The 24,381-nt window shown below is 71.4% G+C and carries 18 protein-coding genes; 6 read left to right on the top strand and 12 right to left on the bottom strand.

What is annotated here, in order from left to right:
- Positions 1–124: 124 nt before the first annotated feature.
- Positions 125–1,072: a hypothetical protein gene (locus tag WME82_RS24610; RefSeq protein WP_438044778.1), complete on the bottom strand. Its 948-nt coding sequence runs from the start codon at positions 1,070–1,072 to the stop codon at positions 125–127.
- 51 nt (positions 1,073–1,123) lie between these two features.
- Positions 1,124–2,740: a TIGR02266 family protein gene (locus WME82_RS24605; RefSeq protein ID WP_438044777.1), complete on the bottom strand. Its 1,617-nt coding sequence runs from the start codon at positions 2,738–2,740 to the stop codon at positions 1,124–1,126.
- 262 nt (positions 2,741–3,002) lie between these two features.
- Here WME82_RS24605 and WME82_RS24600 point away from each other — a divergent pair, with 262 nt between their 5' ends.
- Positions 3,003–3,368 (top strand): PilZ domain-containing protein, encoded by a 366-nt coding sequence (locus WME82_RS24600; RefSeq protein WP_438044776.1) that lies wholly within the window; start codon positions 3,003–3,005, stop codon positions 3,366–3,368.
- Between the two features lie 240 nt (positions 3,369–3,608).
- Here WME82_RS24600 and WME82_RS24595 read toward each other — a convergent pair whose 3' ends face one another.
- The 6 genes from WME82_RS24595 to pilB form a co-directional block, all read right to left on the bottom strand.
- On the bottom strand, positions 3,609–5,252 hold the full coding sequence (locus tag WME82_RS24595) for an EB domain-containing protein (RefSeq protein ID WP_438044775.1): 1,644 nt from the start codon (positions 5,250–5,252) through the stop codon (positions 3,609–3,611).
- A gap of 247 nt (positions 5,253–5,499) precedes the next feature.
- Entirely contained in the window at positions 5,500–6,648 is a 1,149-nt protein-coding gene (locus WME82_RS24590; protein WP_438044774.1) for an OmpA family protein, read from the bottom strand.
- Between the two features lie 8 nt (positions 6,649–6,656).
- Positions 6,657–6,983 (bottom strand): DUF4398 domain-containing protein, encoded by a 327-nt coding sequence (locus WME82_RS24585; RefSeq protein WP_012237102.1) that lies wholly within the window; start codon positions 6,981–6,983, stop codon positions 6,657–6,659.
- Positions 6,984–7,091: 108 nt separating this feature from the next.
- Positions 7,092–7,784 carry a transcriptional repressor LexA gene (lexA, locus tag WME82_RS24580; RefSeq protein ID WP_012237101.1) on the bottom strand — a complete coding sequence of 231 codons (693 nt, stop codon included), beginning with the start codon at positions 7,782–7,784 and terminating at the stop codon, positions 7,092–7,094.
- A gap of 198 nt (positions 7,785–7,982) precedes the next feature.
- On the bottom strand, positions 7,983–9,122 hold the full coding sequence (locus WME82_RS24575) for a type IV pilus twitching motility protein PilT (protein ID WP_437747882.1): 1,140 nt from the start codon (positions 9,120–9,122) through the stop codon (positions 7,983–7,985).
- A gap of 4 nt (positions 9,123–9,126) precedes the next feature.
- On the bottom strand, positions 9,127–10,827 hold the full coding sequence (pilB, locus tag WME82_RS24570; RefSeq protein WP_437747881.1) for a type IV-A pilus assembly ATPase PilB: 1,701 nt from the start codon (positions 10,825–10,827) through the stop codon (positions 9,127–9,129).
- 105 nt (positions 10,828–10,932) lie between these two features.
- Between pilB and WME82_RS24565 the strand changes: the two genes are divergently transcribed.
- Together WME82_RS24565 and WME82_RS24560 are read left to right on the top strand one after the other, a co-directional pair.
- On the top strand, positions 10,933–12,156 hold the full coding sequence (locus tag WME82_RS24565) for an FHA domain-containing protein (protein WP_438044773.1): 1,224 nt from the start codon (positions 10,933–10,935) through the stop codon (positions 12,154–12,156).
- The gene (locus WME82_RS24560) at positions 12,153–13,496 is read left to right on the top strand and encodes a serine/threonine-protein kinase (protein WP_438044772.1); all 1,344 of its coding nucleotides are present in this window, start codon (positions 12,153–12,155) and stop codon (positions 13,494–13,496) included. The genes WME82_RS24565 and WME82_RS24560 overlap by 4 nt, the downstream gene beginning before the upstream one ends.
- A gap of 14 nt (positions 13,497–13,510) precedes the next feature.
- On the opposite strand, the gene WME82_RS24555 is transcribed toward WME82_RS24560, so the two are convergent.
- Positions 13,511–13,699, bottom strand: a complete 189-nt coding sequence (locus WME82_RS24555; protein ID WP_437747878.1) for a hypothetical protein — start codon at positions 13,697–13,699, stop codon at positions 13,511–13,513.
- Positions 13,700–13,982: 283 nt separating this feature from the next.
- Here WME82_RS24555 and WME82_RS24550 point away from each other — a divergent pair, with 283 nt between their 5' ends.
- The gene (locus WME82_RS24550) at positions 13,983–16,784 is read left to right on the top strand and encodes a tetratricopeptide repeat protein (protein WP_438044771.1); all 2,802 of its coding nucleotides are present in this window, start codon (positions 13,983–13,985) and stop codon (positions 16,782–16,784) included.
- A gap of 114 nt (positions 16,785–16,898) precedes the next feature.
- On the opposite strand, the gene WME82_RS24545 is transcribed toward WME82_RS24550, so the two are convergent.
- Together WME82_RS24545 and WME82_RS24540 are read right to left on the bottom strand one after the other, a co-directional pair.
- On the bottom strand, positions 16,899–19,046 hold the full coding sequence (locus WME82_RS24545; RefSeq protein ID WP_438044770.1) for a M3 family metallopeptidase: 2,148 nt from the start codon (positions 19,044–19,046) through the stop codon (positions 16,899–16,901).
- Positions 19,047–19,232: 186 nt separating this feature from the next.
- Entirely contained in the window at positions 19,233–20,750 is a 1,518-nt protein-coding gene (locus WME82_RS24540) for a PPC domain-containing protein (protein ID WP_438044769.1), read from the bottom strand.
- A gap of 444 nt (positions 20,751–21,194) precedes the next feature.
- On the opposite strand from WME82_RS24540, the gene WME82_RS24535 reads away from it, so the two are divergent.
- On the top strand, positions 21,195–21,470 hold the full coding sequence (locus tag WME82_RS24535) for a hypothetical protein (RefSeq protein ID WP_437555147.1): 276 nt from the start codon (positions 21,195–21,197) through the stop codon (positions 21,468–21,470).
- 40 nt (positions 21,471–21,510) lie between these two features.
- On the opposite strand, the gene pruA is transcribed toward WME82_RS24535, so the two are convergent.
- Positions 21,511–23,151: an L-glutamate gamma-semialdehyde dehydrogenase gene (gene pruA / locus WME82_RS24530; protein WP_438044768.1), complete on the bottom strand. Its 1,641-nt coding sequence runs from the start codon at positions 23,149–23,151 to the stop codon at positions 21,511–21,513.
- A gap of 198 nt (positions 23,152–23,349) precedes the next feature.
- On the opposite strand from pruA, the gene WME82_RS24525 reads away from it, so the two are divergent.
- Positions 23,350–24,354 (top strand): DUF2804 domain-containing protein, encoded by a 1,005-nt coding sequence (locus WME82_RS24525; protein ID WP_438044767.1) that lies wholly within the window; start codon positions 23,350–23,352, stop codon positions 24,352–24,354.
- Positions 24,355–24,381: the final 27 nt, after the last annotated feature.

The following is a 24,381-nucleotide window of genomic DNA, read 5'->3' as shown; positions in this document are numbered from 1 at the left end:
TCGATGCGTGCCGGAAGCGCTGCGGATATGGCAGGGCGGAAGGCCGGTCGCCGCCGTCACGTCGAGGCGCGACAGCGGCGATGCAAGGGAACAGGCCGCTCCGGGGTTGGCGAGACGAAGGCGGTCAGCGAGCAGCGCTCGCGGCGGGCGGCGCTGCCGCCGCCTTGTCGTTCTTGCGCTTCTCGATGGCGCTGGCCGTCGCGCGAAGCTCCTTCTGGAGGGGGCCGCACCTGAGGCACCTGCGCGTCCGATGGCCCCGGCATGGCTGGGGGGTGCCCAGCGCCTTGATGTAATGGAGCGCGCGGACATCGCCCTCCTCGCGCGCCCTGGCGAGCATCGCTTTGGTGGGGCAGTCCGTGAGGCGGCGCAGATCGTCGGCGACGAGCAGCGCCGGCGACGCGAGCTGCCGCACGCTGCTCTCCATCAGCCGTGTGCTCGCGTGGTCCCTGGGCCAATCGCCGAACTTCGGCGCGGTCACCACCTCGTAGAGCAGGTCGGGACCGCGGCTTCCCATGTGCTTGGCCATCAGATCGAACGCCGTGAGGGCGAGGTCCGGGGTGCCGTTCGCTGCCCTCAGGATGATCTGCTTGAGCTCGTCGTTCCCGGCCTCCTCGGGAGCGATCTCGAACAGCCGCTGCGCCGTGAGCAGCGCGGCCGCCATCGCCTTCTCGCGCCCCTGCGCGACCGCGAGCGCCCGGAGGACCGCAGCGTCTTCCGGATACCGCTGCGCGAGCGAGCCGAGCGCAGCGCTCCCCGCGGCCTGGGCGCTCTCGAGCTCCGCGGGCTGAGCGAGGGCAGGCGGCGCCTTCGCCGGGGCCTCGGGCTCCGCGGGCGCGAGCGCCGGCGCCGGCTCGGGGGCCGGCGCGCTGCTGCTCTCGCGGCCGCTGCTGCTGGGCGCGGCGGCCGGCGAAGGGCTCGGCGAGGCGCTGGCGCCCCCCTCGAGCGCCGTCACGGCCGTCGGATCGCGCAGCGCGACCGCGCCGCAGACGAGCCCGGTCGCGGCCAGCAGGCCCAGCGCGGCCAGCGTGGCGGCCGCCTTCGGGCCCAGCCCTGATTCACCGACGTGACTCACCGAGCCGCTCATCGCAGCTGCCTCTCCCGCGGAGGACCCGCGGCCTGGTCATCAACCGTAGGGATCGTCGTTCTTCGGCGGCTTCGGCGCGGCCGGCCTGGGCCTGGGCGCCGCAGGCTTGGGCGCCGCGGGCGCCGCCGTCGCCGTGGGGGCCGCGGGCTCTGGCGCTGGGGTGGTCGCCGCAGGCTCCGCCGTCGCCTTGGGCGCCGCGGGCTCCGCCGTCGCCGGGGCCGCAGGCTCCGCCGTCACCTTGGGCGCCGCAGGCTCCGCGGTCGCTCCGAGGGGCGCGGTGGCGCTCGCCGCCGGCGCCGCCGGCGCTTCGGCGGTCGTCGTGGGCGCCGGCGTCGCGGCGGGCGCAGCCTTGTCCGTCGCTGCGGGCACGACCTCCGTCGGCTGAGGCTTCTCTGTCGGAGCCGCAGGTTTCTCCGCCGGAGCTGCAGGCTTCGCCGCGGGCTGCTCCGGCGCGGCCGGCGGGGTCGCGGGGGGCTTGTCGCTCTGCCCGAAGACGAGCCAGAGCGCGCCGCAGAGCGCCGCCGCGACCAGCAGGATCGTGAGCAGCCGCCCGGTGCCGCTGCTCTCCTCTTCCTGTGCGAGCGGAGCCTGGGCCGCGGGTGCGGCCTTGGCCGTGGCCACCTTGTCTTCCTTGGGCTTGGCGGCCGCTGGCTTCGCCTTCGCCTGATCGTCGGCCGCCTTCACGTCCTGGCGCGCAGGCTTGCCGTGCAGATCGTCCGCCGGCGCCCGGTCCGCGACCTCGGCCGGCCTCCTGGCTGCGGCCGCCTTCGCTGGTCTCGCCTCGGCCGCGGGCGCATCGTCCCGCGCCTCCCGCTCGTTCGCCAGCTGAGCGACCGCCGGGACCGGCATCGCCGCCGGCTCGGCCAGCGGCCTGACGTGCTCCTCTTTCGGCGCCGGAGCGGGCTCGGCCTTCTTCGGCGGGGCGGCCATGAGCGGCTCCTTGGACGGGCCGATCTCGTCCAGCGAGCCGCCGGCGTCGGCGAGCGCTTGCTTCAGCAGCTCGGCCGCCTGCTTCATCATCGTCCGCTCGTCGGGCGGCGGCATCTCCTTCTCGGGGTTCGTCTGCGGGAAGAAGCTGCCGCCCTCCGCGACGTCGGTCTTCTTCGCCTCGCCCTTGCCCGCGTCGCCCTTCGCCCCGATCGAGCCGAGCCCCAGCATCGTCGACGCCCGCTTCACCTGCGCCTGCGCTGCCTTCGAGGCCGCGGGCTCGGCCTGCGGCGCGCTCGCGGTCGCCGACGGGGCCGTGATCTCCTGCACGTCGTCGCCCAGATCCGTGCGGTCGGTGATGCCGGCCTCGAACGCCGACCCGGCGCCCGCTTGCGCGTCGACGAGCCGGGTGATCACGGCCTTGGATTTTTCATCGATCTTGATGAACTTCACGCCCATGCCCGCCGGGTGCGCGTCGCTCCCCTGCGCGGGCTCGCGCTTCCACACGACGCGGCCGACGCCGGCGATCACGGCTTGCTCGTCCTGCAGACGGATCTCGAACTTGAGCAGCGTGCCAGCGGGGAAGGGCGACGGCGTCTTGATGAAGATGCCGCCACGGCTCACGTCATGCGAGTGGTGCTCGATGAACTCGTCGACCGTGGCGCTCTTGTAGCGCACGGTCATCTGCAGCACTCTCGCTCGCGGATCTTTGCGTGTATCCTGGGCCATCAGGGTAGAACTCCCGTCTACTTCGCGACTCGCTCCAGCGGATGTGGTCCGCATGTTACCCAAGGTTCGCCGCGAAGCCCAAAGGCTAACACGTGACGGTCGCTTTACCGAACGCAGCCATGGGCGACCGGGCGAGCATGCTGTTCGCGCGGCGCGCGCCGCGCGTGGCCGCGCCCGCGCCCCTGCGCCGCACGGCTTGGCGAACCGAGCGTGTGCGCGCGTCTCTCGTGATATGTTCGCGTCGACTGGAGAATGCGCCAGGATGGCTGTCCGGGACCACTTTCGCGTTCACGCGAGGCGACGCGTCGATCTTGGGGCGACGCTGCGCGATCGCCAGTCGATCGAGGAGCATGGCGTTCGCCTCCGCGATCTGGGGCTGGGCGGCGCCGGCATCGAGCTGTCCGAGGCCCAGCTCGCGTCGGAGCTCCTGGATCCCGAGGCGTCGGTGACGCTCGAGGTCACCGCCCCGAACCTGTGGGATCCGCTGAGCCTCCGCGGTCGTATCGCCTGGATCCGCCGCGGTGCGGCGGGGCGGCCGGCGCGCGCGGGCGTTCGCTTCGAGCACCATGACGCCGGGTCGCTCTACGGCCTCTACCAGCTGCTCGGCACCGAACACTTCGACCTCTAGCGCGGGGGGCGCCCGCTTCGGATACGGGCCCATCTCGACGTTTTCGGTGCTCGGCGTACGTGAGTACGCCTGCGCGCCGAAAACGCCGAGATGGGCCCGTCTCCTGTGCGGGCACCCCCCGCGCTGCGGCTGGGACGGGGGAGGGAGGAGGGGGTTCGGCTGTACCGACGCGCTGCGCCGCGGCGGCGTGCTGGAGCACGCTTGCGCGTGACAACGTCGCTCTGGGTGCGGGAGACGGCGCTAGAAGGCGAACACGGGGCTGACGGTGGGGGCCAGGACGAGGCCGAGCGTTGGCCACATCAGCATCACCTTCATCTCGGCAGACACTCCGAAGTTCTGGGTGATGCCATAGACCACACCGGCGCCTAGCGCGGAGAAGTTCCGCCCGGTGATCTGGTAGGCATCGAGATTCTCGACGTAGCGGGTGTTCGCCGGACACCTGTTGCTGCTGCTGGTGCGCAGAGGATCCCCCTCCTCGGTGCGGCGATCGCACACATCCACAGGCACCGAGGCGTTCACCTGGGCCAGCCCGATGGGCGAGGCGAAGGCATAGGGGCGGAACCCGCCCTTCTCGACAATTCGATCCCCCAGGAGGAAATACGTGGCGCGGAGCTCCGCATGGAGCGGCAGGAAGCTGAGCGCCTGGAGATGCGGGTTCTGCAGGTCATTGCCCGCCTCGTCCGTCCACGGGTTCGGCCCGTTCTTGGAAGACGGCGAGCCGCCGAACGCGAATCCGACCCGCACGCCGAGGAGCAGCGACAGGTCCGAGAACAGCTGCCGATCGTACGACAGCATCACCCGCCACCCAGCCAGGCTCAGGCCGCCCTTGACCCCGTTCGTTCCCTCCAGATCTACGGGCTCGCCGTAGAACTGCCGGCCGTCGCCGCCCGGATAGAAGCAGGCGTAGGCGGCGTCGCTGCCCGAGCAGACGAAATCCGTACCGCGCACCAGGAGCAGGTCGAGCTGGCCGGAGACGCCGACCACGTTGCGGTTGCCCTTGCCCTTGCCCTTCGACGCCCCGCCGCCCTCGTCGCTCCCCTGCTCGCAGGTCCCGTTCACGCAGGCGAGCCCCGACTGGCACTCCTCGGTCGCCTCGCAGGCCGAACCCCAGGTCTTGTCCCCGCGCTTGCCGCCAGCCTCGGGGCAGCCAGGCAGGCCTGGCGGGCAATCCTCCTTCGCGGCGCACCGCTTCGGCGGCGCCTGGCCAGGCAGCGACGGCTCCTGCTCGATCTCGTTCTTGATCGGCACCCGGTGAGGCGCCTGCATCGAACCGGCGGTGCCCACAGGATCGCCCGCCTCGTCCCTCAGGATGACGAAATACCGGATATCGCCGGTCGTCGTGACATCCTCGCAGGGGATCTCCACCCCGAAGCCGCTCTCGACACGCCTCATTTCGAGCGACTTCCACTTGGGCGAGCCGAACGGCTTGTAGCGGACCGTCGCCTTGGACGCGTCGATCTCCTCCGGGATCTCGACGTACACGGGCACCGGCGTGTTCACCGCCTGCTCCGCCACCGGGGTGTGGGGAACGTCGCCCGCCGCGGCCTTCGTGGCCTTGCCGCCGCCGTCGCGAGGCGCCTTCCCGGCGGCCTGCGCCTCCTTCTGGGCTTCCTTGAACGCCTGGGCCAGCTCGGTCGTCGTCAGCGCGTCGATGAGCGCCGCCTTCGGATCGGCCTGGAGCGCCAGCACGAACTCGGCCTTGGCCTGCTGGAGCTTGTTGCCGCCGCCATACACCGTGCCGAGCGCGATGTGCAGCTTGCCGACCACCGGCTTCGAGCAGGCGTTCTTGTCGCACTTCTTCAGGGCGTCTTTGAGCTTCTTCTCCGCCTTGTCGAACTCGACAGAGAGGTAGTCATCGTCCATCGCCTGGTTGTGCAGCTTCATCGCCTCCGCGTCCTTTTCGCCGGCGGCGCCGGCGACCGCCGGCGCGCCGAGGACCCACAGCGAAGTCAGTGCAGACGCGAGACGAGCGCGGCGTGAACGACGGAAAAACACGGGTTCAGACCTCCAGGGTGTGCTGGGGAGGGGCTCTTGCTTTCAGGAGGAGGGGGCCGGATCCGGCCCCCTGGACTGCGCGGTCGAGAGCGACCGTACCCCGACACGCCAGGCGGTGCCCCCGCGACGGGCTGGACTACTGCGCGCCCTCCGTGCGGACGAACTGCACGCGCCGGTTCAGGGCACGGTTCTGGTCGGACGTGTTCGGCACGATCGGCTGCTCCATGCCGTACCCCTTCGATGTCAGCCGGGCTTCGTCGATGCCCTTGGCTACCAGGTACTTCTTCACGGAGGCCGCACGCCGATCCGACAGCTTCTTGTTGTAGGCCGCGGCGCCCTTGTTGTCCGTATGCCCCTGGATCTCGATCTTGATCTTCGGGTTCTGCTGGAGGACCTCCACCACGGCGTCGAGGATCGGGAAGCTCTCGGGCCGGATCTTGTCCTTGTCGAACTCGAAGTGGATCTGCTGCGTGATCTTGATCTCCTTCTCGGTGACGATGACCAGGCTCGGCTTCTTCGGGCAGCCCGGCTTGTCGCCGCCGACCACGCCCGGCTCGTTCGGGCACTGGTCCTCGAGATCGACCACGGTGTCCTGGTCGTTGTCCGGCTCGGGGCAGCCGTCGGCGTCCTCGTAGCCGTCCGGATCCTCCGGGTCGTTCGCGCAGTTCTTGCCCGTGCTGTCCTTGTCGTTCGCGTCGAGGATCGTGTCGAGGTCGTTGTCGAGCTCGGGGCAGCCGTCCTCGTCGAGGTAGCCGTCCTTGTCCTCGGGCAGGAGCACGCAGCTGTCCTTGCCGTCCGTCAGGCCGTCGCCGTCCGTGTCCGGATCGTCCGGGCAGCCGTCATCGTCCTGGAAGCCGTTCCAGGTCTCGGCGTCGCACGGGCACTTCTTGTCCTGCGGATCGAGCAGCCCGTCGCCGTCGCAGTCTCCGGGCTTGGGCGGCGGCGCCTCCTCGACGAACCCGCGCTCGGCGCACTTCTGCGGCGGCGAGAGGTCGTACGCGGCGTGCGTGTTCGCCTTCGCGATGTCGAGGTGCTCCTTGGCCCGGACGAAGAAGCCCTGATCGAGCTCGACCGAGGCGAACGACAGGTGCGACTTCGCCATCGCCAGCTCGCGCGGCGCGCAGCGGAGCGCGCCGTTGCGCTCCGCCTGCTTCGCGATGGTGCTCAACGCCTCGATGTCGCCGCGCATGACCGGCACCTGCGTGCACGAGAAGGCGGCCCCGGCGATCGCCACGACAGCGATGGCGCCTGCGCGACGGGCGCGGCGGGAACTGCGGCGCGTCATTCCAATGCTCATCGACCCGCGCCCTCGTGCGCCTGTTTCGCTAGGGTGATCGCCTTGTCCGCGTACTCCTCTGCGACGTCGGCGAAGTCGATCGCGTCGCCGTAGTCGGCGGCCGCGGCCTCCTCCCGAGCCTTCCAGAGGTGCTCGCGCGCGGTGTAGTACTCGTACGGCGCATACTTCTCTGCGCCGAGCGCCTCGGCCGTCTCGAGCTTGCTCGAGGCCGAGTTCGCGGTGAACGCGTAGAGGGTACCGCCGCAGCCGCCCGTGAGAGCCGCCGCGAGCACCATGCCCGCGCCTGAAATCCAAGTCCCGAATCGCCGCCCGTGCGTCGTCACGATCGCGTTCTTTCTGGAGCGGGCACCTAAGACCGTCTGCCCGGCCGTCGCGACGCTATCAAGGCCGCTCGGCGCGCGTCAACCGGCTCGGGGAAGGGAAGGGTAAGGTCAGAGCTTCCGGTAGACGCCGACGACCACGCCGAGGAGCATCGCGGGCTTGAAGTCGCTCGCCCGGACCAGGATCGGCGCCATCGCCGCGTTCGCCGGCTGGAAACGCACGTAGTCCTTCTCGGGGAAGAAGTATTTCACGGTCGCCTCGTCGCCGATCAGCGCCACCACGATGTCGCCGCGCTGCGCGGTGAGCTGCCGGCGCACGAAGATGTAGTCGCCGCTGAAGATGCCCGCCTCGATCATCGAGTCGCCGGTGACGCGTAGGCCGAACACCTCGCGCCCGCCGCGCACGAGCGTGCGCTCGATCCGGACCGTATCGAGGACGTGCTCCTCGGCGAGGATCGGCAGGCCCGCGGCGATCCGGCCGACGACCGCGATCTCGACGAGGTCGTCCTCTTGGTCGTTCGCAGGGGCGTCGTTCCCACCGTTCACGAGCGCGCCGCGGAGATCGGCGCCGCCGCCGGCGCCCGCGCCATCGAGATCGCGCGGGCGGAGCGCGCGCGACTTCATGTCCTCGCGCGTGAGGTAGCCCTTGCGTTCGAGCGCCCGGAGGTGATCGTTCACCCCGTTCGTCGAGCGAATCCCCATATGCGCGCCGATCTCGCGCAGCGTCGGCGGGTACCCGCGCTCGCTGATCGACTGCCGGATATAGTGAAGCACCTGCTGTTGTCGCTCGGTGAGCCCCTGCATCGGGCGGAACCTACTGAACGGTTGGGTAGATGTCAAAAAAGTGTGGAGCCCCTTCTCCAAGGCCTCGATTTTACTGCGATTTTCTGGATGCCAGCGGCGCTCGCCCGTCCGCCCGCCTCCCGCCGCGCCGCGCCGCGCCGTGAGCCGCGAGGCGCGTCGAGCGTGCAGGGTGAACCGAAGGGCAGGGCGCCGTTGTGGTCAAGGCTGCTTCGGGCCGTTGTTCCGTGAGCTCACCGCCTGACGGGGCTCCAGCATCGCCCGGATCTCTTCGCCGTCGGCGGCCGCCGCGAACGCCTCCTCCAGCGTGATCATCCGGCGCTGGTAGAGGGACACGAGCGACTGGGCCATCGTCTGCATGCCGCTGCCCGCCTGGCCCACCTGCATCTGCGAGTAGATCTGGTGGAGCTTGTCCTCGCGGATGAGGTTCCGGATCGCCGCGTTCGGGATCATGACCTCCATCGACATGACGCGCCCCGGGCCGTTCGCGCGCGGCAGGAGGAGCTGCGTCATCACGGCGACGAGCGTGAACGAGAGCTGCTGGCGCACCTGCGACTGCTGGTGCGGCGGGAAGACGTCGATGATGCGGTTGATCGTCGAGATCGCCGAGTTCGTGTGGAGCGTGGCGAACACGAGATGGCCGGTCTCGGCGATCGTCAGCGCCGACTCGACGGTCTCGAGGTCGCGCATCTCGCCGACGAGCACGACGTCCGGATCCTGGCGCAGGGCGTACCGCAGGGCGTCCTTGAACGACGCGGTGTCGGAGCCGATCTCGCGTTGGTTCACGAGCGACAGCTTGTGCGGGTGCAGGTACTCGATCGGATCCTCGATCGTGAGGATGTGCAGCCGCTGCTCCGAGTTGATCTTGTCGATGATGCTCGCGAGCGTGGTCGTCTTGCCCGAGCCCGTCGGGCCCGTCACGAGCACGAGGCCGCGGGGCTTGGCGGTGATGTCGAGCACCACCGGCGGCAGGCCCAGCTCGTCGAAGTTCATGATCCGGAAGGGGATCTGCCGGAACGCGGCGGCGACGGCGCCGCGCTGCATGTAGATGTTGGCGCGGAAGCGGGCGAGCCCCTTCATGCCGAACGAAAGATCGAGCTCGTTGCGCTGCTCGAACGCCGCCACCTGCTCCTCGCTCAGCACCGAGTAGCAGAGCTGCTTCGTGTCGCTCGGCATGAGCGGCGGGAGCTTCAGCGGCACCACCGTGCCGTCGATGCGCAGGAGCGGCGGCGTGCCGCTCGTGATGTGCATGTCGCTCGCGCCCTTCTCCACCATCGCGCGGAGGAGCTGCTGGAGCGTGTACCGGAGGCCTTCCTGCTGTCCGACGAGCTCGGTGGTCATGCGCTCAGTCCCCCATCGTCACGCGGCCGACCTCCTCGGTCGTGGTGACGCCCGCGAGCACCTTCTCGATCCCGCTCATCCGGAGGGTCAGCATCCCGCCCTTGATCGCGGCGGCCTTGAGCTCGGCCGTGGACGCGCCCTGGAGGACCATCTCCTTCAGCGCGTCGGTGAAGCGCATGACCTCGTAGAGCGCGACGCGGCCCTTGTAGCCCGAGCCGTTGCAGGTCTTGCAGCCCGCGCCGCGGACGAGCTCCGCGCGCGCCACCTGCTGCTCGGTGAAGCCGAAGTCGAGGAGCACCCTCGCGTCGACCTTCAGCGGGACGCGGCAGTCGGGGCAGATCTTGCGCGCGAGGCGCTGGGCCAGCACGAGGTTCACGCTGGCGGTGATGAGGAACGGCTCCACGCCCATGTTGAGGAGGCGCGAGATCGTCGACGGCGCGTCGTTCGTGTGCAGCGTCGAGAGCACGAGGTGGCCGGTGAGCGCGGCCTTGACGGCGATCTCGGCCGTCTCGAAGTCGCGGATCTCGCCGACCATGATGATGTCCGGGTCCTGCCGGAGGAACGACCGCAGCGACATCGCGAAGTTCAGCCCGATGTCGTCGTGCATCTGCACCTGGTTGATGCCGTGCAGGTTGTACTCGACAGGGTCCTCGGCGGTGCTGATGTTCGAGCCGATCTGGTTGAGCTCCGACAGCGCCGAGTAGAGCGTCGTCGTCTTGCCGGAGCCGGTCGGGCCGGTGACGAGGACCATGCCCCACGGCTGGCCGATCGCCCACTTGAAGTCGGCGAGCGGCTTCGGATCGAAGCCGAGCTTCGCCATGTCGAGCTGCAGGTTCGACTTGTCGAGGAGACGGAGGACGATCTTCTCGCCCCAGAGCGTCGGGAGCACCGAGACGCGGAAGTCCATCTCCCGGCCCCTGCCCATCTTCAGCTTGATGCGGCCGTCCTGCGGGAGCCTCCGCTCGGCGATGTCGAGCGAGCTCATGATCTTGAGGCGGCTCGAGATCGCGTTCTTCAGCTTGATCGGCGGCTGCATTTCCTCCATCAGCACGCCGTCGATGCGGTAGCGCACGCGGAGCTTCTTCTCGTACGGCTCGACGTGGATGTCGCTCGCGCCCTTCTTGATGGCGTTCAGGAGGATCGCGTTGACGAGCCGGACCACGGGCGCGCCCTCGGCGGCCTTCTCCAGCTCGAGGACGTTCACGTCGTCGGCCTCGACCTGAAAGCCGACCTCCTCCTCCCCGAACTCGCTCAGCACCTCGTCGTAGGAGGGCCCGACGTTGTAGGCGCGCTCGATCGCCTCCGTGATGCCGGTCTCGGACGCGACGACGGGCTCCACGTTGAAGCCCGTGAGGAACTTGATGTCGTCGATCGCGTGGAGGTTCGTCGGATCGGCCATCGCCACGACGAGCGCCGTCCCCGACCTGGAGATGGGGATGATCTTGTGCTTCTCGCAGACGTCCCGCGAGACGAGGCGCGAGACCTCCGCGTCGATCTCGTACTCGTCGAGGGCGACGGCCGGGACGCGGTACTGCGTCGAGAGGAAGCTCGTGATCTCTCCGTCGGAGATGTACCCGAGCTTGGCGAGCGCGTACCCGAGGTTCTGACCTGTCTTGCGCTGCTCCTCTTGGGCTTGCCTGAGCTGCTGGAGGCTGATGAGCTTTTCGCGGACGAGCAGTTCGCCGAGGCGGTTCGTTGTCGACATCGAGGCCGCAAATCCTGCGGGTGACGAGGGAGGGAGTCAACGCTGGCGGTTGGGGCCGGCGCGCATCAAGGGTAGGATGTCGGATGGTGGCGAGGATGGCGCTGCGTGAGTCTCTTTGAGTGGTTCGGGCTCAGGCGGGGGGACAGCCGACGCAGGGCGGCCGAGGCCAAGGAGCTCGCCGGCGATCTCGCGGGGGCGGTCGAGCTGTACCTCGACGCCGGGATGCCGGACGACGCGGCCCGGGTCCTCCTCCTCCGGGCCGACGCCGAGCGCAGCGTCGAGAAGCGGATCGCCTTCTGCGCGTCGGCGTCCCGCATGGCGGAGAGCCCGGAGCTCAAGCGCTCGGCGCTCGGGCGCAAGGCGCTGCTCGCGTTCGATCTGGTGCGCGCGCGGGGCGCGAGCGTGATGCGGAGCGAGGCGCTGGCGGTCGCGCGCGAGCTCGAGGAGGCGGGCGAGCTCGAGCGCGCGGCCGACGCGTACGCCCTGGTGGGCGACACCGAGTCGGAGACGCGGGTGCTGGCCGCGGCGGGCGCGATCGAGCGGCTCGAGGAGCGGCTCCGCTCCGCGATGACCGTCGAGAGGGACCAGCGAGAGCTCGCCTCGGTCCTGCGGTCGATCGCGGATCTCGACCGGATGGCGGAGCGCCGCGAGGCGATCGCGGTGGCCGAGGCCTGGATCGCGGGGAACCGCGGCGGCGAGCAGGTGGCCGACGCCCTGCGCGCGATCCGAGCGCGGCTCCTCTCGGGGCCGATCCTGTCGCTCGAGCTCGGCGGCGCCCTCCTGCGGTGCGCGCTCGGCGACGAGGTCACGATCGGTCGCGGCGAGGCGACCATCGTCGTCGCGTCCCGCGCCGTCAGCAGGACGCACGTGCGGATCCGGCGCGGCCCGTCCGGCGTCGAGGTCGAGGATCTCGGGACGCGCAACGGCACGACGCTGGCGGGCGCGCGGCTCACGGGGCCGCTGCCCGTCGGCCGCGGCGTGCAGCTCCTGCTGGGCGGGGAGGTGCCGTGCGCGATCACGCCGCGGACCGGGGAGGGGTGCGTGGTGGAGATCGCGGGCGATCGCTTCACGGCGCCGCTCGGCGATCTGCCGGTCGGTCCCTGGCGGATCCGCGTCGATCGGGCGGGGGCCTCGGCGTTCGTCGCGCTGAAGACGCCGCCGGGGGCGCCGCCGCCGTTCCTCGGCGACTACCAGCTCGCGCCGTCGGTCGAGCTCTGCGCGGGCGACGCGATCGCCTCGGCGCGCGGGGGGACGGCGGTCTTCCGGCTACCCCCCGCGGGCGAGACTCCGTCGATCCGGCGCGGCGGCGCCGAGGGCGGCGCGGCGTGAGCCTGTGGCGGCGGATCAAGGAGCGCCTCGGCGGCGCCGCGGCGGACGGCGGTGCGCCAGCGGACGCGCGCGGCGGCGCCGGGCCGGGCGGGGTGGACGTCGGGGGCAGCGCGCATCCTGCGCGAGCGGAGCGGCCCCAGGCGCATGTGCGCGCGTCGCGTGAAGGCGGAGGCGACGACATCGCGCGCCTGCGGAGCTCCGGCACGCGGGAGGGGCCCTCGACGGACGAGGTCATCGCCGTGCTCCGGCGGGCGCGCGGGACGCTCCGGGAGGCCGAGGCCGTGGCGCACCTCGTCGCGGCGATGGAGGAGCGGGTGCTGCCCGATCCGATCCGCGTGGCCTGCGCGGATCTGCTCGCGGCCCGGGGCGACGAGCGGGGCGCGCTCGCCGTGCTGGAGGGCGCCGCGTCGCGCGAGCGCGGGGGCGCGTCGCGCGCGCAGCCGGTGTCCTCGACCGAAGGCCTCGTCCTCGCGGCCGATCTCTACGCCTCGCTGGGGCAGCTCCCGCGCGCGGTCGGCACGATCGAGCGCGTGCTCGTCCGGGAGATCGGCGCGCCAGGCGCGCGCGAGCGCCACCAGCGCTGGCGGGCGGCGCTCGGCGCGGATCGGCCCGCCGCGGTCGCCCGCCTGGAGGACGCGACCGTCGTCGCGCCCTCGGCGGGCAAGAGCCCGTTCCGCCTGCTCCGGGAGGTGGCGCGCGGCGGCGCCGGCGCGGTCTACGAGGCCGAGGACGAGGTGCTCGGCCGGCGCATCGGGTTCAAGGTCTACCACGGGCGGGGCGGCGACCGGGCGCACCTCACCCGCGAGGTGCGGCTCGCCGCGGCGCTCGGGGGCCCCGGCGTCGTGCGGGTCTTCGACGCGGACCCCGAGGAGGGGTGGATCGCGCTCGAGTGGATCGCGCGGGGGTCGGTGAGAGACGTGCTCCGCGCCGGCGACGCGGCGGCGCTCGCGCCGATCGCGCGGTGGGCGCGTCCGCTCGCGCGCGCGCTCGCCCGAATCCATGAGCGCGGCTACGTCCACGCGGACGTGAAGCCGGCCAACGTGCTCCTGCGCAACCTCGGCGAGCCCGTGCTCACCGACTTCGGGCTGGCCAGGCCGCGTGGCGCGCCGTCCGCCGGCGGCAGCCCAGGGTACGTCTCACCGGAGCGGCTCGCCGGGCGGGCGAGCGATCCCCGCGATGACATCTACGGCTTCGGTCGCATGCTGGAGGACGTCCTCGTCCACCTCGAGCCGCTCGGTGGCGAGGGGCTCGCTCCCTGGAAGGAGCTGTCCTTGCTGTGCCTCGGCCCGGACGACGACCGGCCGCCGGACGGCGCCGCGCTCGTCCGGGCGGCCCGCTGAGCGCCGCGGCGGGCTCAGCAAGCTTCGAGGCAGCGCTGGTACCGATCGAGCGCGGCCGCGTCGGTGCCATCGAACGCGCCGCAGGGAGCCTCCGCCGCGCACGCCGACGCGCACCGGACGCGGCCGTCGCACGACGCCTCGGCGGAGATGCCGCTGCCGTGGAAGCCGCACTCCTCGGTGTGCTCCGTCGCCTCGTCGCACACGCTCCCGCAGCCGGACGCGAGGACGGCCGCGAGCGCAATTGACGCGGCTGACGCGGCTGACGCGGCTGACGCGGCGCGAGCTGCTCGTGCGCTGCGGGGTGCTTCCGTCCACCAACGACGCCTGCCTTCGCTCATGCCTGTTCCCTGCCGGCTGATCTCTCGTGCGGGGGACCTCACGCTGCGGCGTGGTGCGGCGCAGCGTGCCAACCCGCTTCGCTTCGGGCGCGGCCCTGGGTAGATTGCTCGCCTGCATGCGCGTACGCAACGAGAAGAGGGCGCCCTGATGCGCTTGGCCATCGTCGCCACGCCCAGCTTGCACCGCGATCAGCGGCCGGCGCCCGGCTCGCTCGACGGAGATCTGATCCGGGCCCGCCTCTCGCTGGACGATGCGGGCTTCCGGGTGATCGACGTCGATCCCGCCCGGGATCTCGCGGAGCAGCTCGACGCGCTGTTCGACGAGGTCGTTGCGACGCGGAGGACCCTGGTCGACGCGGAGGACGCCGCGCGCGACGATGCATCCACCCTGTTCCTCTTCTACGCCTCCAGCGCGGTCGCGCTGTCGCCGGACGGGGAGCTCTTCCTCTGCCTCGACCCCGAGAACCCCGGCCTGGGCGACGCGCTGGGCGACATCGCCGCGGTGTTCCGCGATCGCGCGCGCGGCGAGGTGCTCTTCGTCCTGGAGTGCCATCACGGCCCCGGGGCGACCTCGCGCGCCGTCGTCGCCGCCGCGGAGCAGGCGGTGGCGTCTTCCGTGACGGGGGTCGAGCTCCTCGTCGCGGCCCACCCGATCGGCTCGCTCGACGCGGATCTGCCGTCGGTGCTCACCCGCGCCTTCGTCGAGCACCTCGACGAGGCCGAGCCGGAGCGGGGCCTCACCGCGGAGGCGATCTTCCGCCGCGTGGAGGGGAACGCCGAGCTCGCCAGCGCCATCCCGTGCTTCGCGCGGACGGGCGGGCAGGGCTCCTTCTCGGTGCTCGTCCCGCGCGGCGGCGCCCCGGGCGCGCCCCCGGCGGAGAGGCCCGAGGCAGCGCAGCTGGTCGTCGCGGACGAGCGGGACGCCGCCACCACGCCGGCGCCGGCGCCGGACGATCCGGTCGCGCAGTACCTCGCGGCTGGCGACATGCTCGCCGCCGCCGCGGACCTGGAGGGCGCGCTCACGGCGTACAAGAAGGCGCTCGCGCTCGTCGGCGTCGCGCACCGGGACGCCCGCGCGGAGGTGCATCTGCGCATCGCCCAGACCAGGTGGCGCCAGGAGCGGCACCGCGAGGCGATCGAGAGCTTCGACAAGGCGCTCGCGCTCGCGCCGGAGCACCGGCCCGCGCTCGAAGCCCTGGTGGAGCTCCACCTCGCCGGGCGCGATTTCGTCCGGCTGCGCATCGCGGAGGAGCGGCTGCTCACGCGCGTCGAGGGGGACGGCGATCGCTTCGTGCTCCTCGTCCAGTTCGCAGAGCGCTGGGAGAGCATCGCCGGGGAGCCGGCGCGCGCGCTGGAGCTCCTCGAGCGGGCGCGGGAGCTCCGCCCCGACGACCCCGCGGTCTTGCGCGGCCTGGGCCGGCTCTACCAGGTCGCGGGCGACGTCGAGGCGTCGATCGAGGCGCGCCGCTGCCTCATCGAGCGGATGGAGGAGCCCAGGGAGCGGGCGGTCGCGCTCCTGGAGCTCGCGCGCACCGCGATGCAGGGCGAGGCCCGCGCGACCTTGACCGAGGTCACGCGGGAGCGGGACGGGATCGAGCTGCTCGAGCGCGCGCTGGACGCAGATCCCACGTTCCTCGATCCGCTCTCCCTCATCGCGATCCTCCTCTCGGCGCGGCAGGAATGGGGCGAGCTCGAGCTCGCGTACCGGCGGATGCTCGAGCGGGCGCATCGCATCGCCGACCTGCGCGTCCGGAGCGACGTCACCTGGGAGCTCTGCCGCCGCCTCGGCATGCTCTTCCGCGATCACCTCGAGGATCCCAGCTCCGCGCTGGAGGCGTTCGAGGGCGCGGTGGACGAGCGACCGGACGACGTCCCGGGGCGGCTCAGCGCGGCGTCGCTCGCGCGGACCGCCGGCCGGCTCGAGCGCGCCGCCGCGCACCTCCAGGCCGCGGCGGTGCTCGATCCCGGCAACGTCCAGGTGTTTCACGACCTGTTCGACACGTTCCAGAAGCTGAGGTGGGTCGACCAGGCGTGGTCCGCCGCGAGCGTGGCTGTCTACCTCGGCGCGGCCGAGGCGCGGGAGCGCTTCATCTTCGAGGAGCACCGCCCGGCGGGCCTCGTCCAGCCTGCGCGCGGGCTGAGCGTCGCGACGTGGGACCTCCTGCGCGCGGGCGATCGCGATCGCGCGCTCGAGGAGGTCCTCGCGTCGGTCGCCGGCGCGGCGGTCCGCGCGCGGTTCGCCCAGCGCGCGCGGGAGAAGCGGGTTCCCCAGCTCGATCCGGCCGCGCGCGCCGACGCGGAGCGGAACGCGGCGGGCGTGGTTCGCCTGTTCTCGTGGGCGAGCCGGTGTCTCGGGATCGCCGCGCCGGCGGTCTACCTCCGCAAGGACGCGCCGATCGCGGTCGCCGCGGTGCCGGTCGAGGAGCCGAGCGTCCTCGTCGGCGGCGAGGCGCTCCGCGGGAGGACGGCGGCCGAGCTCGCGTTCCTGGTGGGCAGCCACGTCGCGTACCACGTCGGCCCGCACCGGCTGCTGCTGCATTTCCCGTCGCTCGAGGAGCTCGGCGTCTGTCTGGCCGCAGCAGTGAAGGTGGCGCGGCCGTCGGAGCTCGTCCCCGCCGACCTCGAGGGCGCGGTGCTCGCGCTGGTGCCCCTCCTCGACGAGCACCTGACGGAGAGCGAGCGTGACGCCCTGGAGGCCGCGGTGTTCGAGCTCTACGAGATCCGCGCGCCGCTCGATCTCGCGCACTGGGTGGGATCGGTCGAGCGGTGCGCTGCCCGGGTCGGCTATCTGCTGACCGGCGATCTCTCGGTGGCGGCGTCGTCGCTCTCGCGGGGGGACGCGCCGGGCGTGCTGACGGCCGAGGAGAAGATCGGCGATCTCCTCTCGTTCACGGTCTCGGACGCCTACCACGCCTTGCGCGAGGAGCTCGGCGTCGCGATCGAGCCCTGAGCTTTCCCGTCAGGGGTCCGGCCAGGGATGGCTGGACCCTGCGCCGCTGCGCGGTCGAGCGCTCGGCGCACGCCTTGTCGCCTCCGAGCGCTGGCCGCGCAGCGGCCGGCCCGTTCACTCCTTGCCCCGGAGGTAAGCGAGGTACGCGTCGTGGCTCGGCGGGCGGCCGAGGAAGCGGGTGACGAGCGCTCCCGCCTCGACGCCGCCGCCCTTCGCGAGCACCTCGTCGCGGAAGGCGCGCGCGACGGCGGGGTTCAGCAGGCCTTCCTGCTTGAAGCGGGTGAGCACGTCGCGCGAGAGCGACAGCGCCCACTGGTAGCCGTAGTAGCCCGCGTCGTAGGTGATGAGGTGCCCGAAGCTCGACTGCAGGTGCGTCCCCTTCACGAAGGCGAAGGACTCGTTCGCGCGCTGCGCCTGCTCCACGACCACGGTCGCGTCGAAGCCCGGATCGCGGGTGTGGAGCTCCAGATCGATCGACGCGAGGGTGAGCTGCCGCTGCGTCGCGAGCGCTCGACCGAAGCCTCGCGCGCGGGTCATCGCCTGGAAGAGGGCGTCCGGGATCTTCTCGCCGGTCGCGTGGTGCTTCGCGAACAGATCGAGCACCTCGCGCGACCACGCCCACTCCTCGAACATCTGGCTCGGCGCCTCGACGAAGTCGCGCACCGTCGCGGTCCCTGAATAGGAGGCCAGCTCCGAGCGCGTCAGGAGATGGTGCAGCACGTGCCCGAACTCGTGGAAGAACGTCACCACGTCCTCGTGGGACATCAGCGCCGGCTGCGCCCCCGGCTTCGGGAAGTTGCACTCGAGCGCCGCCACGGGGCTCTGCCACGACCCGTCGTCGAGCAGCTTCGCGGTCCGCACGGTGAACATCGCCGCGTGTTTGTACTTGTCGGGCCTGCTGTAGAGGTCGAGGTAGAACTTGCCGATCAGCTTGCCCTCGGAGCGCACCTCGTACGCGGTCACGTCGGGGTGCCACGCCTTCGCGGGGACCTCCTTGTACTCGAGGGCGTACATCTTCGCGGTGATGTCCATGAGCCCCTGCTTCACCGCGCCGAGCTCGAGGTAATCCGAGAGCGCCTGCGAGTCGAACTGGTACGTGGACGCGCGGACCCGATCCTCGAGGAAGTAGCGATCGGAGGGGGGGAGCTTGTCGGTCGGCTTGCCTCCGAGCCGCACGTGCTCCTTCATCAGCGCGGAGAACTCGGCCTTGGCGGGCTCTTTCAGCGCGGTCCTGACCTGGTCAAGGAAGCCGCGCACGGCGCCGCTCGTCTTGGCCATCCGCGGCTCGATGGCGTAGTCCGCCCAGCTCTTGTAGCCGAGCATCTTCGCCTTCTCGGAGCGGAGCGCGAGGAGGCGATCGACGAGCTTCACGTTCTTCTCGCCGCCGCGGTTGGTGAACAGGACGTAGAGATCGAGCGCGGCCTTGCGGTCCTTGGCGTAGGTGACGAACGGGAAGAAGTCGGGGTAGTCGGTGGTGATCTCGACCTTGCCGTTCGCCTTGGGCGCGTGCTTCGCGACGTACTCCTTGGGCAGCCCCTGGAGGGCGGCGGGCGCGATCTCGATCGATGCGGTCGACGCGGACAGGTTCGACATGAACTCCTGCCCGATGCGGGTGATCTGCTCGTTCACGTCGCGGAGGCGCTGCTGTCGGTCTACCGGCAGCGACAGCCCGTTGCGGCGGAAGTCGCGGAGGACGTCGGAGAGCAGCCGGGCGCGCTCACCGTTCAACGCCTCGCGCGCGTCGCCTTTCTCGGCGTACGCCTCGATGACGGCGGCGAGATCGGCGTCCAGCCACATCGCGGTCGTGAACCTGTCGACCTTCGGCTCGCAGAGCCTCGCGGCCTCTCGCACCGCCGCGTCCGGGTGCGCGACCCCCATCAAGTACGGGAACTCGCCCGCGCTGTTCACCTCGAGCGCGGCGTCGTCGAACCGCCCGAGCGTCGCGGCGTAGGTGAGCTTCTCCGGCGGCGCGCCCCGGAGCGCCCTGATCGCGGCGAGGTGCCCCTCCGCGGCGCGCAGGTGCTCGTCGCAGAGCTGCTTCACGCCCTCCACGGTGAGCCCCTGCGCCACGGGATCGAACTCGGCGCGCGGCGGCGCCTCGGACGGCGCGGTCGTCGCCGGCGTCGACGTCGCCCCCTGCGGCGCGGCGCTGCCGGCCGTGGCCGGCGAGGAGACCCCACCGGTCTGGGGGCCAGCGTTGCAGGCGACGAGCAGGAGAAGCGAGAGGAGCCCTGAGCGCGCGGGTGTGGTGCCGACCTTCATGTCGGTCGGGCTATACCACGGGGAGCGGGGAGACCCGGGGAGAGCCTCCGGCGATCTGCGCCCGGCGTGCCGACGACGGAGCGCGCAGCGCCGGCCTTCGAGGGCGGTCCGCCGCCGCGTGCTCTGGAGCACCCGGCGGCGAGCGCCCGGGGGACGGGCGCTCACGCCATGAGGTGCTTCAGACCCTCACTCGGTCTCCGGCGGCAGGTAGGCGAAGAGGCAGTTGTATCCTCGGCTCGTCACGTCGGCGGCGGGCGTTCCGGCCGATACCCTGACGAGCAGCCGGTTGTCCGCTGGGGCCTCCGGGATCGTGACCCGCTCGACGTACAGGTTTTCGTCCTCGGTCTCCGTGGCCGAGTAGGTGGCGGCGTCGATCGATGTGCCGTCTCCGTTCAGCACCTCGGCGCTGAGCTCGCGGACCCCAGACCCGTTGCGCTGCGCTTCGCAGACGACCGAGAACGTCCAGCCCTCTTCCACGTCGTCGAGGGGGACCGCATAGATGTCGACGTCGGCGGTCTCTCCGTCGGCGAGGTGGCCCTCGATCGCGTAGCTGACGCCGCCTCCCCCGTTGGGGAAGGAGACCAGGCCGCCTTCCGGCGTCTCCACGACACCGTTGGTCTCCTCCTCGGCCTCGAGGGGATCGGAGCTCATGCGGTTGTGAAGCAGGATGTAAAAGTCGTTCTTTCCTGCCTCTCCCGCAGGGCGCTTGACGAAGACGAAGTACTCTTGCCCGGCTTCCACCGGGAGGGCGATATCGCCGCCCTTCGTCGGGTCCACCTTCGCGTACGCGTTGGTCAGATCGGTCGAAGCGAACACGGCGATCTCGCTGACGTTCACCGTCGAGCCGTTGCCCTCGATCCCTGTCGGCTGGTCGGCGATCAGCTGGGCGAGGATGACATTGTCGACCGCCGGGGTCTCCGGCGGGGTGAACGAATACACGTCGACGTCGGTCGCGCTCTCGAAGCTGCCGAACGCGAAGGTGGTGAAGTAGCCCGACTCGTCGTTGTTCAGCTCATAGTGCAGCTGCACGGACTGCTCGGCGTCATTGTTGGGCTCGATGTCGCCGATGAGGCTGTCGGTATCGCTCTCCGCCGGATCGAGCGAGAGGAGCGCCACCCCGTAGTCGAAGCTCACGACCTCGGCGGGGTCGAAGCAGCCGTTCGGGAAGGCGAACTGCGGGAAGGCGGCGTTGCAATCCTGGACGACGATGAAGTATTCGCCGTCTGCTGGCAGGACGGTGAGCAGCTCGCTGTCATTGGTGAAGCCCCGCGCAGGGTCGTCGTTCTGGGCGAGCTGGTTCCCGTCGGCGTCGAGCAGCGTGATGACGGTATCGGGATACGTCGGATCCCTCTCGTCGTCCTCCGGCCTCGCGTCGCTCAGGATGTACACGGGCTGACCCTTGGCTCCGGTGAAGCTGTAGTAGTCAGCGTCCTCTTCCAGCGGATCGAGCGTCCCCTCGAGCCAACCGTCCTCGGGTTGGATCGGCTCCGCTTCTTCGGGGCTGTCGTTGCCGTCGTCCACCTCGCCCGCGCCCGTGGAGGTGCTGCCGGCGACGGGGCCGGTGGTCGCGGAGGACGTCGTGGTGCTCCCGGCTCCTCCCTCGCCGCCGCCGCCGCCGTCGCCCTCGTTGTCTCCGCCGCAGCCTGCGGCGGTCGCCGCGATCGTGCTGAGCACGAAGAACCCCAGAAAATGCATCGACTTCATGGCACCTCCAACGTTTTCTATCCCACAGCGGCTCCTGGTGTAGCGGCGTGGGAAATATACACCTACGCTTCTGCTCGTCCTGCGCGCCATGGGCGCGCACGCTTTCGACGGGCGGAGATCTGGAGCATACGTAATGGCCGGGTGCTGCTCCACAACTGAATGGTCGAGGTCGGATCGACCTGTAGAGCTCGGTGGTTGGCGTGTCGGGTAGCAATGGCTCCGGGCATGACACCCTGACAAGAAACCTGATCTTCGTTGGTGCGCTTGACGACTCGGGCGGAACACGGAGTTCGCCGGTGGGCTCACCGGTCCGATTCGCCTCCGGCGGCGCGCGCTTCCAGCAGGGATCCGGGACAGGGGCGAGCCGGCGCCGCGCGGCCGCCCCCTGCTCGCCTCTCGCCGCCGGCTCGGCCGCGTGCTCCGATGGCCGCTGGAGCTTTCGCCATGCCCCGTCCCGCGCTCGTCCTGGCCCTGCTGCTCTTCGCTCCCACCCCTGGATGCTCGTCGGACATCGACGCGTGCGAGGTGGTCTGCACCAAGAACGCCGAGTGCCAGACCGACAGCCCTGGAAAGGACACGTGCGTCGCGCTGTGCCTCGAGCTGTCCGACCGCGCTTCCTATGCCACGGCCATCGAGCGCACGGCCGAGTGTTACGAGGAGGAGGACCGGTCCTGCGCCGATCTCGCGGGTGGCGTCTGCGACTACTCGCCGGAGGATTGATCGACGAGGCCCGCCCCCTCTCCGGCGCGGGGCGCGCTTCCTACTCGGCCGCCATGAACGGATAGGCGACCGCGCGCGGCGGGGCGAACGTCTCCTTCACGACCCGCGGGGAGACCCAGCGGAGCAGGTTGAACAGGCTGCCCGCCTTGTCGTTCGTGCCGGAGGCGCGCGCGCCGCCGAACGGCTGCTGCCCGACGACGGCGCCGGTCGGCTTGTCGTTGATGTAGAAATTGCCCGCGGCGAAGCGGAGCGCGTCGCTCGCCGCCTCGATGAACGCCCGATCCCGCGCGAACACGGCGCCGGTCAGGCCATACGGAGACGTCTCGTCGCAGAGCGCGAGCGCCCTGTGCTCCTCGCCGTCGGGGTAGACCCAGACCGTGAGCACCGGCCCGAACAGCTCCTCCGCCATCAGCGGGTGGCGCGGATCCGTGGTCTCGATCAGCGTCGGCTCGACGAACCAGCCGTCGCTCCCGTCGTGCGCGCGCGCGCCGCCGCCGCACACGATCGAGCACGCCGCGTCCGACTTCGCCGCGGCGATCCGCCCCGTGAGCCGGGCGTGCGCTCGCTCGTCGATCACCGCGCCCATGAAGTTGCGGAAGTCGGCGACGTCCCCCACGCGGATCGCCCGGATGTGGCCCACGAGCCGGTCCTTGAGGGCCGGCCAGAGCGAGCGGGGGATGTACGCGCGCGACGCGGCCGAGCACTTCTGCCCCTGGAATTCATAGGCGCCCCGGACGAGCGCCACGGCGAGCGCGTCGACGTCGGCGCTCGCGTGCGCGAAGACGAAGTCCTTCCCGCCGGTCTCGCCCACGATCCGCGGGTAGCTGCGGTAGCGCCCGATGTTCTCCCCGATGCGGCGCCAGATCGACTGGAAGACCGCGGTCGAGCCGGTGAAGTGGATGCCGGCGAAGTCCGGATGATCGAGGCACGCGTTCGAGACGAGCTCGGGCGGGCCCATGACGAGGTTGATGACGCCGCGCGGAAGGCCCGCCTCGATCAGCAAATCCATCACGAAGTGCGCGGAGTACAGCGCGTTCGCAGACGGCTTCCAGACCACCGTGTTGCCCATCAGCGCCGGGGCCGCGCACAGGTTGCCCGCGATCGCGGTGAAGTTGAACGGCGTCGCCGCGAAGACGAAGCCCTCCAGCGGGCGAGGCTCCGCGAGGTTCCAGATGCCGGGCGCGCTCGCCGGCTGCTCCGCCGCGATCCGGTGCGCGAAGTGGACGTTGTAGCGGAAGAAATCGATGAGCTCGCAGGCCGAGTCGATCTCCGCCTGGTACGCCGTCTTGCTCTGCCCGAGCATCGTCGCCGCGTTGACCGTGGGGCGGTACCGGGTCGCGAGCAGCTCGGCGGCCTTGAGGAACACGGCGGCGCGCTCGGTCCACGGCGTCCTCGACCAGGCCGGGTGCGCCCGCCGGGCGGCCTCGATCGCGCGCGCGACGTGCTCGGCGCCGCCTTGATGGGCGCGGGCGAGGAGGAGGTCGCGACGGTGCGGCGCGCGGACCTCGTCGAGCGCGCCGGTCCGGATCGCCTCCCCGTCGATGACCATCGGGATCTCGATCGTCTCCCGCGCCCGGCGGTCGAGCTCCGCCTTGAGGGCCGCGCGCTCCGGGCTGCCAGGCGCGTACGTGAGGACGGGCTCGTTCAGGGGGCTCGGGGGCGTGGCGATGGCGTCGATCATGACGCGAGTCTAGCGGCGGAGCCGAGGGCGCGCAGGCTCCGGCGCCGCTCCTCTCCGCCGCGGCGTGAGCCAGATGGCCGCGGAGGAGAGCGCTCGGCGCAGTCACGCGATATCGCGCGATTCGCACAACTCTAACGATGTCAGATTTCCGGCGTCGCTCGCCTTGGGCGGCGACCACGTCGCCGCTACTCTCGTCAGATGCGCGAGCTCACCACGCCGCCCGATACGATCCTCGACCCGAGCACGGGAGCGGCGCGCGTCGGGTCCTACCGGGGCGATCTCCCGCGCGTCGACCCGGCGCTCCTCGCGCCGCGCAGGCTCGATCGGCTGCTCAAGCACAAGCGATGGGTTTACGTGGCGATCGCGTCCGACGAGGTCTTCGTCGCCGTCGCGGTCGTGCACCTCGGTTACCTGTCGATCGCGTTCAGCGTCGTCTTCGACAAGGCAGGCCGGCGATTGCTCGTGGACCGCGCGACGTTCGGGCCGCCCTTCGCGGTGAGCGTGGGCGACGCGAGCGACGAAGGCCGCTCCGCGCGGGCGTGGCTCCCCCGCGCGCGCGTCCGGATCGAGCGGCCGCGCACGGACGCGACGACCGCGGTGACCGCCGCGCTCCGCGGCGTCGAGCTCGAGGCGCGGCTCGACAGCCGCGCGGCCCCGCCGGCGCTCTCGGCGATCGCGCAGGCCTCGGATGGCTCCCTGATCACCACCGAGAAGCGCCTGCTCCTCGGCGTCGAAGGCGAGGCGTCGGTGCTCGGTCGCCGCATCTCCCTCGACGGCGCGATCGCCAGCTACGACTACACGGGCGGCCTCCTGCGGCGCCGCACGACCTGGCGCTGGGCCCTCGCGCTGGGGCGCGCGGAGAGCGGCGAGCGCGTCGGCCTGAACCTGGGCGAAGGCTTCGTCGGCGACGCCGAGTGCGCGATCTGGATCGACGGCGAGCTCATCCCGCTCGCCGAGGGCCGGTTCACCTTCGACGCGGCGCGGCCGCTCGACCCGTGGCGCGTCCGGACCGCGGACGGCGCCGTGGATCTACGCTTCGTCCCCGGCGCGGCGCACTCGAACCACACGAACCTCGGCTTGCTCGCGTCGGAGTTCATGCAGCCGATCGGCCTCTACTCGGGCACGATCCGCCTCCCGGACGGGCGGCTCCTCGAGCTCCGGGACGTCCTCGGCGTCACGGAGGACCAGGACATCACCTGGTAGGGGCCGGCGGGTCGAGGTCGCGGCTCG

The sequence above is a fragment of the Sorangium sp. So ce128 genome (genome assembly GCF_051525245.1).
Classification (GTDB): domain Bacteria; phylum Myxococcota_A; class Polyangia; order Polyangiales; family Polyangiaceae; genus Sorangium; species Sorangium cellulosum_B.
This window is presented reverse-complemented; position numbering and strand designations above follow the sequence as displayed.

What these genes read in the sequence shown, in the direction of transcription:
- WME82_RS24595 (WP_438044775.1), bottom strand. Translation starts at nt 5,252, where the DNA reads ATGAAGCTGCACAACCAGGCGATGGACGATGACTACCTCTCTGTCGAG.
- WME82_RS24545 (WP_438044770.1), bottom strand. Translation starts at nt 19,046, where the DNA reads ATGAAGGTCGGCACCACACCCGCGCGCTCAGGGCTCCTCTCGCTTCTC.
- lexA (WP_012237101.1), bottom strand. Translation starts at nt 7,784, where the DNA reads ATGCAGGGGCTCACCGAGCGACAACAGCAGGTGCTTCACTATATCCGG.
- WME82_RS24605 (WP_438044777.1), bottom strand. Translation starts at nt 2,740, where the DNA reads ATGGCCCAGGATACACGCAAAGATCCGCGAGCGAGAGTGCTGCAGATG.
- pruA (WP_438044768.1), bottom strand. Translation starts at nt 23,151, where the DNA reads ATGATCGACGCCATCGCCACGCCCCCGAGCCCCCTGAACGAGCCCGTC.
- WME82_RS24590 (WP_438044774.1), bottom strand. Translation starts at nt 6,648, where the DNA reads ATGACGCGCCGCAGTTCCCGCCGCGCCCGTCGCGCAGGCGCCATCGCT.
- WME82_RS24550 (WP_438044771.1), top strand. Translation starts at nt 13,983, where the DNA reads ATGCGCTTGGCCATCGTCGCCACGCCCAGCTTGCACCGCGATCAGCGG.
- WME82_RS24525 (WP_438044767.1), top strand. Translation starts at nt 23,350, where the DNA reads ATGCGCGAGCTCACCACGCCGCCCGATACGATCCTCGACCCGAGCACG.
- WME82_RS24575 (WP_437747882.1), bottom strand. Translation starts at nt 9,122, where the DNA reads ATGACCACCGAGCTCGTCGGACAGCAGGAAGGCCTCCGGTACACGCTC.
- WME82_RS24540 (WP_438044769.1), bottom strand. Translation starts at nt 20,750, where the DNA reads ATGAAGTCGATGCATTTTCTGGGGTTCTTCGTGCTCAGCACGATCGCG.
- WME82_RS24535 (WP_437555147.1), top strand. Translation starts at nt 21,195, where the DNA reads ATGCCCCGTCCCGCGCTCGTCCTGGCCCTGCTGCTCTTCGCTCCCACC.
- WME82_RS24600 (WP_438044776.1), top strand. Translation starts at nt 3,003, where the DNA reads ATGGCTGTCCGGGACCACTTTCGCGTTCACGCGAGGCGACGCGTCGAT.
- pilB (WP_437747881.1), bottom strand. Translation starts at nt 10,827, where the DNA reads ATGTCGACAACGAACCGCCTCGGCGAACTGCTCGTCCGCGAAAAGCTC.